Source organism: Paenibacillus sp. ICGEB2008 (genome assembly GCF_000307675.1).
Taxonomy (GTDB): Bacteria; Bacillota; Bacilli; order Paenibacillales; family Paenibacillaceae; genus Paenibacillus; species Paenibacillus polymyxa.
Genome location: NZ_AMQU01000026.1, coordinates 250,368 through 265,637, shown reverse-complemented (window position 1 = coordinate 265,637; position 15,270 = coordinate 250,368). Strand labels below are relative to the sequence as shown.

Genomic DNA, 15,270 nt, shown 5'->3' with positions numbered 1-15,270 from the left:
CTTTGATCTTGTGAAAAAATAAAATAACCCAAAAGCACCGAAGGTTCTCCTGAAACGGGAACTTGGGTGCTTTTTGGCTTTTTGTATTTTAGGTTAGCGAAATTCTCCAAGTGATAGAGAACGTATGCGAGAATAATGTAGAATCATGGAAAATAATCCTGTAAAATTTTCCATCATAGAGTATAATGTTCTATAAAAGAGATACTTTAGCCTATTTACAGTTGTTTTTTCTCGGGAAATAGTTCATTAAAACTATATAATTAGTCATGATGAGAGGTGAGTTTATGAACTACAAAAATCGCATTTTACCGCCTGAACTGAAGGATGTAAAAGAAAATTTAATAAGTGGCAGAAAGCAATCAAAAGAAAAGAAGCCCTACGAGATCAAGATTGTCACCCCCATGTTCGGAGGCGGCAACGAACCGGGGGAATTGGATGAAACATTTCCTGTCCGGAGTTCTTCGATCCGGGGACATTTGCGCTTTTGGTGGCGTGCGACACGAGGAGCAGCATTTCAGGATGTGAAAGAGTTGCGCAGGCATGAGGTCGCAATTTTCGGTGATACCCATTCGCCCAGCAGGGTGAAAATTTGGGTGGAAAGCAGACATAAACCCGAAATTACGGATGCAAGGGAAATAGATAAGAATAAACAGGTCCGGCCTGGGAAGGAACCTGCTTATCGTTTTAAAAACTTTCTCCCGCTCTATGCTGTTTTTCCATACACCAGCAACAACAAAGTAAGAACTTTGAGGAAGCTTACCTTTACTCTGTATGTTCAATATAGCGACTACATTCCTACAGCTAAAGATAAAGTTCAAGACAATCTGTTTCCAGATATAGAAGCATTAAAAAAAGAAGTTGAAGCGGCTTTGTGGGCATGGATTAACTTTGGTGGAATCGGGAATCGAACACGCCGAGGCTGTGGGAGCCTGTTTAGTGAGAGCTTTTCCCCAAAGCTGGGTGAGAAATACGCTAGCTATACCGATTGGTATGAAAAAAAGCAATTAGAATATGGATTAAAGCTCCTTTCTTGCGAAGAAATAGGAGAATTAGGACAAGGTTGGCCTACGTTGCCTGAAGAAATTCACATCCAAACATATGATAGAGATTTGACTCTCGCCTGGAAAAAGGTCATTGAGATTTACAAAAATTTCAGAGCATTCAAAGCTGGATATAAGCGAAGTATGTGGCCAGAAGCAGATTCATTGCGACTCATAACCGGAATGGCAGAAGGTCGACATAAAGATCCGCTGCCCGAAGATAAAGGCAAATGTATTGCTTTTCCACGGGCCGAAATGGGCTTGCCTATTATTTTTGAATTTAAACAGGATTTTAAATTAAAGGGCATGTTTTCAGACAAACGAGAGCCTTATAAGACTCAGCTAATACCGAAGGGGAAAAATCGGCTTGCCTCGCCACTAATTACAAAGGCGTTAGCCATCAGTGAGAGCAGGGGAGTCGGTGTCATTGTCAGATTAAATCATCCTAAGCTGGACAAGCTTGAGTTGCAAATGGTTCCAGAAAAAATGGGCAGGTTGTCAAAACATGAAGAAGAAATAAAGAAGTGCCATGAACGGAAAGTAAAGGATCGTATTAAGCAATACGACATTACCCAAAAGGACATTTATAAAGAACTTACGTATTCTGATAGCCCTATGAATATGGGGAATAAAGAGAAGCCTTTCACTTCTGCAATAGATGCTTTTTTAAACGGGAAGGAGGTCGAAAAATGGAAGATTCATCGAGAATCAGAAAAGAAACCGTACATGGGCAACCGCAACGGACAGAACAAATCTTACAACGGTCGCAACAATTACAACAACCGACGCAATACTTAATGCTCTTCTCTATCGGTCCTGTGCAGGAATTTATTGCTCAGGCTCGTAAAACTCGCGACTTGTGGTTCGGGTCCTATGTGTTGTCCGAGATTAGCAAGAAGGCAGCTAGGGAGTTGTCAGAGGTACATAAGGCAAAGATGATTTTCCCTTATCTGGACCAGAACATGACCAAGGTTGAGCTGGATTATCTCAGAGTTGCCAACAAGGTACAGGCTATAGTGACCACAGATAACCCGCGACAGGTGGCACTGGATGTGAAGCGTGCAGTGACGTTCAAATGGCTGGATTATGCCAATAAAGCGAAAAAAAGACTGGGTGACAGCATCATCGGACCGATGTGGGAACGTCAAGTGAAGGATCTGATTGAATTTTTTGCTGTATGGTCTGTGTTGGAGGGCAAATACGAGGATGTGCTTAAGCAGACGGAGCAGCTTATGGCTGCCCGAAAAACCCTGCGTGATTATCGTCCTAATGAACCTGCCAACCGCTTTGGCGATGCCAAGTCCAGTTTGGATGGCGGAAGAGAATCTGTGCTGAAAACGGGAAAATACGCTTCTTATGCCGGATTTGGTATCAAACCGAAGGAAGAGCTTGATGCGATTTCGCTTGTGAAGCGTTTGTCACGTTTTATCGGGCATGAGAGAGAATTTAAATCAGTGTGCGATGTAGCTTTTCGCCAATTTGAGGATGAGGTCAGGAAACCGAAAAATCTAAAGATGAAAGACAAAGTCGATTCTTTTTACCGGGATATAAGAGAAGACTTGAAAGAATATCTGGACGTATCCAAATTGGCAGGCGGTAAAGCGGACACTTACGACTCGCGTATGTTCTATCCCAACCGGATAGAAGAGGCGATCACGGAACTGATGACGGAGCAACAGGCATCTACTCTGCTAATCGAGAAATGGCCGGAGAAGATGACACAGTCAATTACCAGGAAATTGGATATTTTATATAATGAGATAAAAAGAAGACCGACCTCCTATTATGCTTTGATTGTAGGGGACGGGGATCATATGGGGAACTGCTTGCGTGGCATGAGTACAGTGGAGGAGCATCAGAAATTCACGGAGCAGCTTTCAAGGTTTGCTTCACAAGTCGATAGCATTGTCACTCAGCGGTATGCAGGCCAGATGATATACAGCGGCGGTGATGATGTCATGGCGTTACTCCCGCTTCATCATTGTTTGGATGCTGCCGGAGAAATACAACAGGAATTCATCCATATTATGAAGCAAGCAGTTCCTGAAGGGACGAGCTTGCCTACATTTTCGGTGGGGATTGCCATTGTACATATGATGGAGCCATTGGAAGAGTCGCTGCAACTGGCACGGTCAATCGAGGCTTTGGCGAAGGTACGGCGTGATTCATTGGCTATTTATTTTCAAAAGAGAAGTGGTAGTGAGGAAATGAAGGTGAGCCTCCCCTTTGGCGATCAGCCAGTGGAGACGATCAACAAGATGAAGTCACTGTATGAGTCAGGCTATATTTCATCCGGCTTTGCCTATGCTTTAAGACAGCTTCATGCGGAGTATATGAATTTACAAGCTCATAAGACTGTGCCACAAGAAGGTTTGGGTGAATTACTGCTACAGGAAGTACGGCGACTGATCATAAGGAAGAAACCCGCACATATATCTACAGACAATATGGTGGGGGAAGTGTTACCCATCTTTGCTGGATTGCAGGAGCTAGGGGAGAAATCCCACTCCGATTCGCTGGCGCTGCTGCATCGGCTGGCAGAACAATGCGTGATTGCAATAACTTTGGAGAAAGTGGGTGGAACCGATGGAACGCAGCATACAGATTCAGCCTCTTGAGCCGCTGATGATTCGGGACGGAAGACCGTTCGGAGCTACGCCTGGTGCCCGGGCACATAGCTTGAATACCGTCACACCAGGGGTAATAGCCGGAACCTTGCGTACGTTAATGCGTCAACAATGTTCACAATATTCCACTTTGGCAAAGGTAGATGTGCGTGGCCCAATATATATGTTAGAAAACAGGCTTTTTTACCCCATGCCACATGATCTGGATCTATATGAACCAGAAACGGATGATGAGACAGGCGAGGATAAAAAAGGCAGCATTAGTGTCCATGTGCGAAGACCTTGCGAGCCTCCGAAAGAACAAGAACAGGTCAAGCAAGGCTTTCTTGGAACGGGTAACACTGGATTGCATGAGGACAAGCTGTGGCCGATTCGGATGCCAGAGAACATTAAAAAAAACTTGAAATCAGCGCCTGCCTACGTCTCGGAGGAATGGATGATTCGGTGGCTCTGCGATGAGGTTTCACCACAGGAATGGTCGGATGCCATAGGGCAATGGCGGAATCAGCAGACAGAGAAGAAGAAAAAAACGTCCTCCTCAGAGCATTTCATCGCACCCTTTGCCCGTGAGGTACGCACGCATACGGCGATCCAGCCGAATACGTATACAGCCATGGATAAGGCTTTATTTTCTACGGAATCGCTGGTGCTTCCACCCGACCTGTCGCTTGTCGCCCATGTGAAGATACCGGAGGAATTGAACTGGACAGGCAAAATCAAAGGTCTTCATTCCTTGGGAGGGAAACGGAGGCTGGCACATTTTCAGGAAATTGAGGATTCGCAAAAGCAAAGTGATATCTGGACATGTCCGGAAAAGGTATTGCAAGCAGTAGCCGCTCATCCCAAATATGTGCGTATGGTGTTGACCACTCCCGCATACTTCTCCAAGGGCTGGCTACCAGGCTGGTTAAATGAGGAATTAGAATCGACCAAAAAGCTCGACCATAAACTACCCATCAAGCTCAAGCTGCGCTGGGCATGTGTCCCCCGCTGGCAGGCCGTTTCGGGCTGGAGCTATGGTAAGAATAAAGCTAAAGCCGTACGTCGTATGGCTCCGGCAGGAAGTGTATACTTTTTTGAAGTCATCGAGGGTGATCCGATAGAACTGGTTCGCAGCAAATGGCTTGCGTCCATGTCTGATGAAGATCGTCGACATGCATTTTTTGACAAGCAAGATGGTTATGGACTCGCAACATGGGGGATATGGAATCCACCGAATTCAATGAGGGGGATGGAAAATGGAAACTGACAGTCGAATGTATATGGTGCATTGTATGACTCCAGTGCATGTGGGTGCAGGACAGGGTGTAGGTATCGTGGATATGCCGATGATGAGAGAAAAAGTAACGGAATGGCCCTATTTTCCAGGCTCCAGCATAAAGGGAGTGCATCGGGATTTTTTCAGCAATGGAAACTACAAGCAGCCGGATAAATGGCTGGATGTTGCTTTTGGTAAGGGAAGTAGTCGGGGCGAAGATGATGCTGAGGGCGCAGATGAGGGGAATGCGGGAGCGTTGGTGATGACAGATGCCAGAATTTTGGCTTTTCCAGTCGCCAGTCACTATGGTACTTTCGCTTATATCACTTGTCCACTCGTACTGAAACGGTTCAAACGGGATGTAGAAGCAGCCAATATAGCCATGCCAGAATTGAATGTATCCAAGCTGTCGGGACTGGTGCAGTCAGATCAGGATCAGGATTGTTCAGTAGTTCATTCCCTGAGCCAACTGAGGAAGCGAGATCATGCAACGGGGAAAGACATGCTGTTTATCGACGAATTTGTCAATGAAGCAGTAGAGGACCCTATTTTCACCGATTGGGTAAATTGGCTGGCAAAGCAGTTATTTGCCGATGATCCTATTTCTCAGTCCATGCTAACCGAGCGGATTGCGGTCGTTGCCGATGAAGCCTTTCAGTATTTTGTAACGATGTGCAGCGAGATTGTACCTCGTATTCGTATTGACCAAAATGTAAAAACCGTTGCAGAAGGTGCGCTGTGGAATGAGGAATATCTACCGACAGAATCCATCTTGTATGGACTAATCTGGTCCGATCCGGTTCTCGGTCAACAGCATAACATGAACGGACGCAAGCTATTGGACGAACTGCCACCGAAGACGTATCTGCAAATTGGAGGAAACGCCACCGTAGGCAAGGGGAGAATCCAGTGCAGCTATGTCAAAGGGGGAACGCTATGAAATCTGTAGCCCATACATATGCCGAAAAAGCACTCCATAGTATCCGGCAGATTGAATCCAGTAGTAACGACAAAGAGTATGGTCGGCTGTGCCAGTTATTTCCTTCGATGCTGCTGGTGAACGGACTGCGATTGACAGTTGCTTTTTTTCGAAGTAAAGCAGGCAATGACCCGTCTTCTATTCATGGACGTTATCTTAGCGATATGGAGGCAGCATTGGGAATCTCCAGTTGGGAAAAAGAGCTTTCTTCTCCCAACATGACGGAGTACCGTGATTTGTCCCAAAGGACGCTCAAGGCAGCCGTCTGGTTTAAACGATATGCAGAGGCTATTCTCCGAGTAGAGGCGTCGGATAGTATGGATGCATGATGAAAGGAGAGGAGGAACGGTGTTGAATGCATATCTTGCGATTACCAAACAGGCTACAACGGATTCAAGCGCACACAAGATAACACTCTGTCAGGCCATACAGAATCCCCCTGACAAAGGGAAAGACAAAGGAGCACTGTACAAACAGGTTATCCAAGAGTATAAATCTGCCTGGCAATTAAAAGGGCAACAGGAATGGTATCAAGCGCGTTTTGACCAGTATAAGCAGGCACTGGCAGCAAATTTAAGTCTGTCCCGCATAAATGAATTTGTGATGAAAAATGTCTCACCGCTGCTGATTGGTCATGGAGGAATTTCGGCATTGGAGACTTCGCTTACGCTACACCGGATCTATGGGGTTCCCTATATTCCCGGCAGTGCAATCAAAGGGCTGGCAGCACATTATTGCCACCATGTATTAGGAAAGGAAAATTCCGATTTCCTCGCAGACCATACTTATTACACAGCACTGTTCGGCTCTCAGGATCAGGCGGGCTATATTTGTTTTCACGATGCGTGGGTATCTCCCCATATGGTCGGTAATGCACTCGTGCAGGATGTAATGACACCGCATCATCAAGCCTATAACGCCATTCAGCTACAGAAACTTGATCCAAAGACGAGTGCTGCACCGCGCGATGACGACGATCCTACTCCGCTTCCATTTTTGGCGGTATCCTCTTCTCACTTCCACTTCATGCTTACCTGTGCTATAGACGGATTGGATGAGGTGCAAGCCAAACAGTGGCTTGACATCGCAGAGGAAATTGTAGTGCATGCGCTGGAACATGAAGGGATTGGCGGCAAAACGAATGCTGGCTATGGACGTATGGTCAGGGTAACAGGGGAGTGAACCGAATGTCGAGAAAGAAATGTTCTCATAAAACAATCAAGCAGGAGATCAAAGAGGACGCAGTCAAAGCGATCCAGCAGATTTCCCAAAACTATATTCATTTGGAAAAAAGCATTACTAGTCAGCTTAACATGGCGGCAGAAAGACATCATGTGACCAGTGGAACCTTTCGTGAAGATATTTGGAAATCGCTGTTCGAGCAAATTATTCCTCGTAAGTTTTCCATTGAACAATCGGTATTTCTTATTGACTCACACGGGCATGTCTCGAAAGAGGTGGATCTGGCCATTTTTGATGAACAGTATACCCCTTATATTTTCAGACATGGCCGTATTAAATATATTCCGATTGAAGCGGTTGCTGTGGTTGTGCAATGCAAGAGCAAGAATGTGATGAAAAAAGATATGAAGGTTCTCACGGATTGGTCACGAAGCATTACAAAGCTGAATACTTCACTGAAGTCGATTACGCGTATGTTTAATGGTATCGCTATGGGAGAATATTCATACGAATCAGATGCTAAAGGTAAGCTGCTGTTACCTATGACGAAGGGGAATGAACCTAAACCGGATGAGAGAAAAAAACTGACGCAAACATCTACGCGTCCGATCCAGATATTATGTCATACCCTGAGTAAGAGTTCGACTCGATATATTGAACCTTTTGATATAAATATTCATCCCGAGGGTGAGCGGCTTAAGGTGAGGCTGTCATCTCGTTTGCAGGATCTTGCTTCGTGGAGCGACGCATTAAATCATAAAGAAAACATCAACTACGATGACATAAAAGCAAAATTCAAGACGGAAAAATCATCTTCTGAGTTGCAGAGAGCTTTACAAATGGATAGCTATCGTGTGTATGAGGATCAAGGAAAGCAACAAGAAATTGCGTTGCTTTCTCTTACCTTTCAATTGAATCAATTGTTGATGCTCATTAACAATCCCATTTTATTTCCACATATGGCCTATGTAAATATGTTTAACAATAACGGTAAATAGGGGTTAATTCGTGCGAACCCCAAGTGCACATGAAACCCCCGGAACATTTACACCTCGCGCCAGACAAGGGATTCAATGGTTTTGGGGTAAGATTTTTAACATTTATTGGTGAGTTAAAAAGAGATTCGCGAAAAAACGTTTACAAAGTCTTGCTGGATAAGGCTTTGTAACGCGTGCTGTCGCTCCTTATGTAGGAGCGTGGATTGAAAGGTATATAGGGGTATAGGGTAAGAGGCTGTAGCTCCCTTTATGGGAGCGTGGATTGAAACGGCTTGAGCTTCCACGCCTTCATTTCCTCTTTCTGGGTCGCTCCCTATATGAGAGTGTGGATTGAAACAGACGCATGGTGTAATAACCCCAAGTAGGCTGAAGAAGTCGCTCCCAGTATTGAAGTGTGAAATTTAAACTCAGCTCGCTATACTCACATCCGTAAGTTCGTTGCTTCTCACAGGGTGATGTACAATAAACAATTTAACCTTTAATTTGGTGCGAACCCTAAGCGCACATGAAATCCCCAGAACATTCGCACCTCGCGCCAGACAAGGAATTCAATGATTTTGGGGTAAGATTTTTAACATTTATTGATGAGTTGAAAAGAGATTCGTGAAAAAGCGTTTACAAATCCTTGCTGGATAAGGCTTTGTAACGTGTGCTGTCGCTCCCTATGTAGGAGCGTGGATTGAAACAAATCACTGTAAGTCACAGACATATCCGAAAGCAGGTCGCTCCCTATGTAGGAGCGTGGATTGAAACAGGTCCATCGACTGGTTCCTCTTTGATTTCCTCAGTCGCTCCCTATGTAGGAGCGTGGATTGAAACTATGAGTTAGGGGAGGCCATCGTCCCGGACGCAGAGTCGCTCCCTATGTAGGAGCGTGGATTGAAACAGTCACAATGATACAACCAGCAGTAACATTCATCGTCGCTCCCTATGTAGGAGTGTGGATTGAAACTTTTGTCATGGGTTGATCATCCTCACTAATAATATTGTCGCTCCTTATGTAGGAGCGTGAATTGAAAGTATGTATTTCTCATACCGCACATATAGCACAGCTATGACGTTCCTCATTTTTCATTGAAATACACAAAAAGGTTTGCCCTAGTACTAGGCAAGCCTTCTTGTGTGCTGGTTGTAATATGGAAATAGGTTCAAAATGAACTAACATTTTTATAGACGTGGAACTGTTCGGAACACCACTCTAAAAAGTGAAACATAAAAAAGAAGCCCGTTTTGAAAACAGACTCCTTAATGTACTCCCACGTTAATATGCACAAACCACACTATTCTGTTTCTTCAAACTGCATTAACACGGAAATGTCTTTGATCTCCAGAGCATGAGCGATCTTTTCAAGCATAAGCAAGTTTACTTCTTGTCTCCCATTTTTACAAAGCTGTGAGATTCTTGCTTGATTAACACCTGATTTTTCCGAAAGTTGCATTTGCGTCATATTGCGCTCTTTTAACACTTCTTTAAGCCTTATATTTAATTTTAGCAAGAAAAAGAAACCTCCTAAAAACTCATTGACATTATTCATATATGCGAATAATATAATGCATATACAATTTATTCGCTAACGCGAATATAATATCTACCCAAAGGGATGTATCCAGCATACCCTTAGCTTTGCTATTGCCATTTTACCAGAATTTCAATGGAGGATGATACCTATGACTGAAAAACTGAAAGCGAATGTGCAAGCGATCGAGGATATTGTACGCATGAATCCGGTGTGGGAGCAGGAAAAGGGAGCGCAGGAAACAGCGGAGCTGCACTACTATCATATTGTGGATGCGCTCAATCGAAAATGGCAGACCATCGGTGTCGATGTTTCGGACGCGATTCAGGTTTTTGAAAGAGGGCATAATGATGCATGGACACGGATTATTGCACCGGCCCCCTGGAACTCGAATCTAACCACTAATGATTTAATTCACCTGCTCAAAGTCAGTCCAGAAGCTGTGCAGATTCGTCATGCTATGCAAATCATACTGAATACCGTTGAAAGACGCAATGCGTTCATCCGTCGTATCATTAATGTGAATGATCAGGCAATCCAGAATCTGCTCTACCTAATGAAAGGCGAATACCTACGTTATGAGCAACTCTCGAATGAAACCTTTATGGCTATGTATGCTATAAATCCAGTCGAAGCCTTATCTGTATATTTTCTGGAATCCGTAGATGTCCATATGTACTGGGAATGGTGTGATGCTGGCGGTACAGGCGAGCAGGCCATTCAGTATAAGCTGGAAGATCCTTTTATGACGCTGATTCAAGCGATTGAAAGAGTAGAAGAGGAAATGTATGCCCGTACATAACAATCCCCAGGTGTAGTTGCTACGCAGACGACAAAATGGCTTGGGTGGACAGTTGGCTAGTCTCCTGCAAAGGGTGTGAGGGCTGTGGAGGTTAAAGATGCTTTGACATTAATGATGATGTTCGGTACGCTGCTGGTTACGCTGATCGCATTAATTTTCACCATCGTAATCGCATTGAACCAACACAACAGAAAGTAGACGGCCCACATATAGCGAATTTCAAACCCGTTTGTTACCATTCAAATGGAACATGCATCATAAAGGAAGAAGAGTTAGAGAAGGGAGGTTCATTTTCATACCTATACACCAAAAAGGTCAGGCAATATAGGGGACAGCTATGAGTATACCAGAGAAGTTCATCAAGCGTTATCCAGCATATGAGGACGCAGTGTTGGAAATCTTGAACATGATCGGAAGCATTTTTTACCGATTTGCTCGATCAATCTTCAATTTTTATTCTCAGAGCAGGACGAGCGGCTGCATTATGTTTCTGTCAAGGAAATTCATGAGGGCAATGTAGACGTAGTTACAAACGCTGAAAACAAACAGAGATAAAACATATCTACGCATGAAAAGAGAAGTTATGTCGCTGAACGAACTGGAACATGCGTACATAGCCAACAAACAAGACTATCAAGCCCGCAAAGCGTTTTTCAAGAAAAACAATCTATTTCCCTTTTCTGTGCATGTTTATGGGTAATTCGAGGTGCTTTATAGTCAAAAAAGAACAATATATAAATCTATTATATCGTATAAATAAGAGAGTTGTAGTTTTTTTGTGGTAAAATAGTATCTAAATTAAGTTGATTGACCTGCTCTTCAAAAATGGAGTGACCATAGGAAAGATGATTCGGTGCGAACCCCAAGCGCACATAAAAATCCCGGGTCCTTCGCACCTCGAAAATTGTCGGAAAGTATCGAATCGGCTATCTATCCGCAAAAGTCAATAGTTGATTCAAGCTTATTGGGCATCATTTTTTGCGACAATGCGTGGAAATGATATCCTATGGATATGAATTACTGCATTTTCGCTGTCGCACTCTGTGTGAGTGCGTGGATTGAAAGCTACAGGACATGACAGGGAATCGACGTTTCTGGCCGGTCGCACTCTGTGTGAGTGCGTGGATTGAAAGTTAGAACCCCGGCCGCCCTTGACTACACGGTAACGTCGTCGCACTCTGTGTGAGTGCGTGGATTGAAAGAGCTAAATAACCTTTTGGTTCTTTGAAATGCGCAAGCAGTCGCACTCTGTGTGAGTGCGTGGATTGAAAGAGTTAGGAGGGAAGTAACATGAGTAAATTGACGCCAAAGTCGCACTCTGTGTGAGTGCGTGGATTGAAAGCGTTACAAAATCCTCGGTCCTGCTGAACGTGTGGGTCGCACTCTGTGTGAGTGCGTGGATTGAAAGTTTCGGCAGCGGTAAAGCTCCGATAATTGTTTTGCGTCGCACTCTGTGTGAGTGCGTGGATTGAAAGTACATCCCCAGCGGCCTGAGCGTCCTTGAGCAGCGTCGCACTCTATATGAGTGCGACGCATTAAAATCGCGAGCAATTGCAGATTTTATGACTACTTTACGTAGTTACTCTTTTTAAGGGAGTATGACGTATTCTCGCAAAGTATCGATACAAATCTTATTTAACCTGGCTCCCTTTTAAATCAGGAGAGCCTTTTTTGTCGTGATTTTTATAGTCAGAAAAACGAGTTTGATATGGCGACAGGTGATATTAATTCCAATCCAATAGATGTTTCCAACTACGGGATTTATGTTAACAATTATGAGCAAGGAACTACTTCTCTTCCAGAAAACATAGGAGCTCGCAACTCGACCAGAGCTGAAAAGGCATAGGCGCTTGTAGTTCATGCCAAGAAGGGGCCTGATATCAAGTTAAAGTACCGGCCAGACGTAATAAAGATACATTAAATATGAAGCTAGGAAAGCACAAGTTAGTATTCAGCCGTGTTTATTCACCAAGGATAAGAAAATGGTCTTATTTTCACAGATTACAAATAGAAAATCTTTTGCATAATATATTCCAATAGAATCAAAGATGATTTATGATAGAGCCATACAGCCTAGAAATCGCCCTGGTTTATCCGGGGATAGCGGGAATTCCTTAAACCATTTGAGAGGGGATTTCAGTATGAAGAGGTTCAGAAAGGCTATTTCAGTTATGCTAAGCTTGATGCTCCTGTTTGCTTTTGGGATGACTGCAAACGCGAGTCAAGGCACAGAGATGAACAAGGAAAAACAAGCTATTGAAGCTGATTCCAGTTTTCAGCTAACAACGAACAAAGAAGATGTTATTGAGCATTTAATCCGGGCGGACAAGCCTGAGGGTATTACATCCTCCGTTTATAACATGCAGGAAAATATCAATTTTAAAGCACCAGAGACATTCTCTTTGAAAAGGGAGACCCTTCCTTCCCTGAAAGCTAGTCCAACGGCAGCCACAGCTTCTTCTGCTACGTATTCAGGTACAATTACGGAAGAGGGAGGCACACAGTTTTTATATCCGATTTATGTGAAGCCAGGTGAATTGTTGCAGGCACAGTTGGATGGTCCATTTTCAGAACAGCTTGACTATGACTTATATTTATACGAATTTGATATGACGACAGGGGATATTAACCCCAATGCTATTGATGCCTCCACCTATGGAACCTATTTTAACAAGTATGAGCATGGGTCTGCATCACTTCCTGAAAACGTAGGAAGCCGCAATGCTACCGGATCTGAGAAAGCTTACGCAATTGCAGTCCATTCCAAAAAGGGATCAAGCATAAATGACCCTTTCTATTTAACTGTGGATATAAGCTCTCAATATGATGCCTATGAACCGGATGAGAGTGCTTTTCATGCCTACAACTTTACATTTAGTACAGGGGGCTCTACCCTGAATTCACGCTCCATTCATTCAGGAATTGACAACGATTGGTATCAAATCACAATTCCTGCGAATCGCAATTATGATGGTTTGAATGTCAAACTGGACAGCACTTCGGAAAGCTACGGTTACAAAGCGGAAGTTTACGGGGCTCTTAGTGGCAACCAAATGGCGCTTCTGCCGCAAACCAATCATAATGTCACTTTGAATACGGGAACCTACTATGTGCGAGTGTACACCACAAACCAGTATTCACCCGACCATTTATATGCACTCACACTTAAACCAGTACTTCGGGCTGGAAAAATTGTAATTAACGGTTATGACTCTAAAAACGGTCCGAATGACTATCCAGCCTACTCATACGGTCGCCATTATCGGGTTAATGGAAACACCAGCCTGACTGTAAAGGGTGTTGTTACTACAACGGATAATTATCCAGTAGCAAATGCACCAGTTAATGTGACATGGTTGAACCAGAACTGGACTGAAAGCAGCGGGAATCGAACTCGTACAGGTACTGGTTATACGGATCAAAATGGAGCCTTTAGTGTGACCCTTTCCCTGCCGCATTCTACGGGAAGTATTGCAGAATACTTGTCTGGTCCCATAAGCTTTACACATTACTATGATCTTTCAGGTGTAGCTGCCCAGGTGTCAGGTACTTCACTTACAGCTACAGATATTGTATATCACTTTGCTTATAGCATTTATGGTGGTTGATGTACTGTCTATAAAGCAATGACAACGTCAGATTGTTTATTTTAACAATTTATATTCAGAGTCAGGATCTTGCTTCAAAAATTGTTCATTTTTAGGACAAAGCGTATATTCATTCCATATATGCTTTGTCCGATATATATAGCAACAGGGTTACATTACATCGTACATACGCCTTAGATTGCCTGTTACAAACATGACAGGAGGAAGTAGAATGAATTTTGAACCTCTTAAAGCACAACAAGCGGTTCTTAGCTCTGGTAGCTTACGGATCAATCCGACAAGCAAGCAAGTTCCGTCCCCCCAGCTACATGAAGAAAAAGTGTCCAGGTTCGTCGTTCAGGACACCGTGGAGATTAGTGAAGCTGGCAGAAAGCTGGCTGAGGGGGATATCGTGTCACATGCTGCCAAGTATTTTGGCACAACTCAGATCAACGATGCATTAAACCGGGTTTTGGAGGGCCAACCGGAAGAAGTATCCGATGCTGTGTACAATATGATTCAATCCAATTTTATCGTCGATGGAACGGTAACGGATGAGAAGCAGCGCGCGGTATTGCTGGAGATGGGAGTTTCCCAGTCCAAGTATATTGCGGATCATTACATGGAAGGCGATAAAGCCAAGGAATTTATGCAAACCATGAACCAGATAGCTGGTATTGCCTTGACACGAACCATTGATTCAGAGACCGGAGATATTAGCTACACGACTCCTACAGATCGTCCGATAGGTGCCCCTGAGGACTACGTCAAGCTGTCGGAAGTGATGAAACAGGTCGATCCTCAAAAATATACTGCGTTCATGAATGACATTAAGGGTGGAGGAAATGGATTAAGCCAGCTGTTGAGTTTTGCACAAAAGGTTCCTCAAAACCCCGATTGGATTCATAAATACAAGGAACGTACAGAACAGACTGAAGAGCTGTTAAATAAACCACAGTTAACGAATCGGTTTGACAAAGCGGATACATCCTCAGCTTCCGCGTTTATGAATAGTATGCAAAATCTTCTTAAGGAATCTTCTGCTCCTGAGGATTCTTACATGCAGAATATGCGGGGATTTTTTCGGAACTTGGGTGTTCAGGCCAATTAAAGTTTCAAAAGGGTCTCTGGGATGAGTGTTTCGAAAATTTATTTCAGTTCATTTTGCTGTTCTGTTTACATCCTGTTTGAAACGAAGTATAATAACTTCAAAACATACTCGTGAAATTGAGGAAGCACCTCAAACTTAGGCATTACTGCCTTCGTTTGAGGTGCTTTTT

12 protein-coding genes and 2 CRISPR repeat arrays are annotated in these 15,270 nt (G+C 43.8%); of the genes, 11 read left to right on the top strand and 1 reads right to left on the bottom strand.

All coding sequences use genetic code 11. The annotated features are described in order from the left end of the window. Window positions 1-284: 284 nt before the first annotated feature. From cmr1 to C400_RS26325, 7 genes are read left to right on the top strand one after another with little or no spacing between them, the layout of a single operon-like run. Window positions 285-1,838: a type III-B CRISPR module RAMP protein Cmr1 gene (cmr1, locus tag C400_RS0121985; protein WP_017428215.1), complete on the top strand. Its 1,554-nt coding sequence runs from the start codon at window positions 285-287 to the stop codon at window positions 1,836-1,838. Then, window positions 1,730-3,658 (top strand): type III-B CRISPR-associated protein Cas10/Cmr2, encoded by a 1,929-nt coding sequence (gene cas10, locus C400_RS0121980; protein ID WP_038978046.1) that lies wholly within the window; start codon window positions 1,730-1,732, stop codon window positions 3,656-3,658. The genes cmr1 and cas10 overlap by 109 nt, the downstream gene beginning before the upstream one ends. Further along, a complete protein-coding gene (cmr3, locus tag C400_RS26335; protein ID WP_017428213.1) occupies window positions 3,627-4,916 on the top strand; it encodes a type III-B CRISPR module-associated protein Cmr3 in 1,290 nt (429 codons plus the stop codon). Before cas10 ends, cmr3 begins: the two co-directional genes overlap by 32 nt. Further along, window positions 4,906-5,865: a type III-B CRISPR module RAMP protein Cmr4 gene (gene cmr4, locus C400_RS0121970; protein WP_017428212.1), complete on the top strand. Its 960-nt coding sequence runs from the start codon at window positions 4,906-4,908 to the stop codon at window positions 5,863-5,865. The genes cmr3 and cmr4 overlap by 11 nt, the downstream gene beginning before the upstream one ends. Then, the gene (cmr5, locus tag C400_RS0121965; protein ID WP_017428211.1) at window positions 5,862-6,233 is read left to right on the top strand and encodes a type III-B CRISPR module-associated protein Cmr5; all 372 of its coding nucleotides are present in this window, start codon (window positions 5,862-5,864) and stop codon (window positions 6,231-6,233) included. The genes cmr4 and cmr5 overlap by 4 nt, the downstream gene beginning before the upstream one ends. A 22-nt stretch (window positions 6,234-6,255) precedes the next feature. Further along, the gene (gene cmr6, locus C400_RS26330) at window positions 6,256-7,086 is read left to right on the top strand and encodes a type III-B CRISPR module RAMP protein Cmr6 (protein WP_017428210.1); all 831 of its coding nucleotides are present in this window, start codon (window positions 6,256-6,258) and stop codon (window positions 7,084-7,086) included. Window positions 7,087-7,091: 5 nt separating this feature from the next. After that, window positions 7,092-8,084 carry a DUF6602 domain-containing protein gene (locus tag C400_RS26325; RefSeq protein ID WP_017428209.1) on the top strand — a complete coding sequence of 331 codons (993 nt, stop codon included), beginning with the start codon at window positions 7,092-7,094 and terminating at the stop codon, window positions 8,082-8,084. A 654-nt stretch (window positions 8,085-8,738) separates the two neighbouring features. Continuing rightward, a CRISPR array of direct repeats spans window positions 8,739-9,104; the repeat unit is 32 nt; unit sequence GTCGCTCCCTATGTAGGAGCGTGGATTGAAAC. A gap of 260 nt (window positions 9,105-9,364) precedes the next feature. Here the strand turns inward: C400_RS26325 and C400_RS0121950 are convergent. Then, window positions 9,365-9,580, bottom strand: a complete 216-nt coding sequence (locus C400_RS0121950; protein WP_014282582.1) for a helix-turn-helix domain-containing protein — start codon at window positions 9,578-9,580, stop codon at window positions 9,365-9,367. Between the two features lie 172 nt (window positions 9,581-9,752). Here C400_RS0121950 and C400_RS27045 point away from each other — a divergent pair, with 172 nt between their 5' ends. The 4 genes from C400_RS27045 (at window position 9,753) to C400_RS0121920 (ending at window position 15,101) form a co-directional block, all read left to right on the top strand. Continuing rightward, window positions 9,753-10,403 (top strand): hypothetical protein, encoded by a 651-nt coding sequence (locus tag C400_RS27045; protein ID WP_017428208.1) that lies wholly within the window; start codon window positions 9,753-9,755, stop codon window positions 10,401-10,403. Window positions 10,404-10,487: 84 nt separating this feature from the next. Further along, window positions 10,488-10,601, top strand: coding sequence for a putative holin-like toxin (locus C400_RS28155; RefSeq protein ID WP_017428207.1), 114 nt, complete (start codon window positions 10,488-10,490; stop codon window positions 10,599-10,601). An 835-nt stretch (window positions 10,602-11,436) separates the two neighbouring features. Further along, window positions 11,437-11,878: a CRISPR direct-repeat array (repeat unit 32 nt; unit sequence GTCGCACTCTGTGTGAGTGCGTGGATTGAAAG). A gap of 666 nt (window positions 11,879-12,544) precedes the next feature. Then, entirely contained in the window at window positions 12,545-14,011 is a 1,467-nt protein-coding gene (locus tag C400_RS0121925; protein WP_017428204.1) for an Ig-like domain-containing protein, read from the top strand. 211 nt (window positions 14,012-14,222) lie between these two features. Further along, entirely contained in the window at window positions 14,223-15,101 is an 879-nt protein-coding gene (locus tag C400_RS0121920) for a hypothetical protein (protein ID WP_017428203.1), read from the top strand. The last annotated feature ends 169 nt before the right edge of the window (window positions 15,102-15,270 follow it).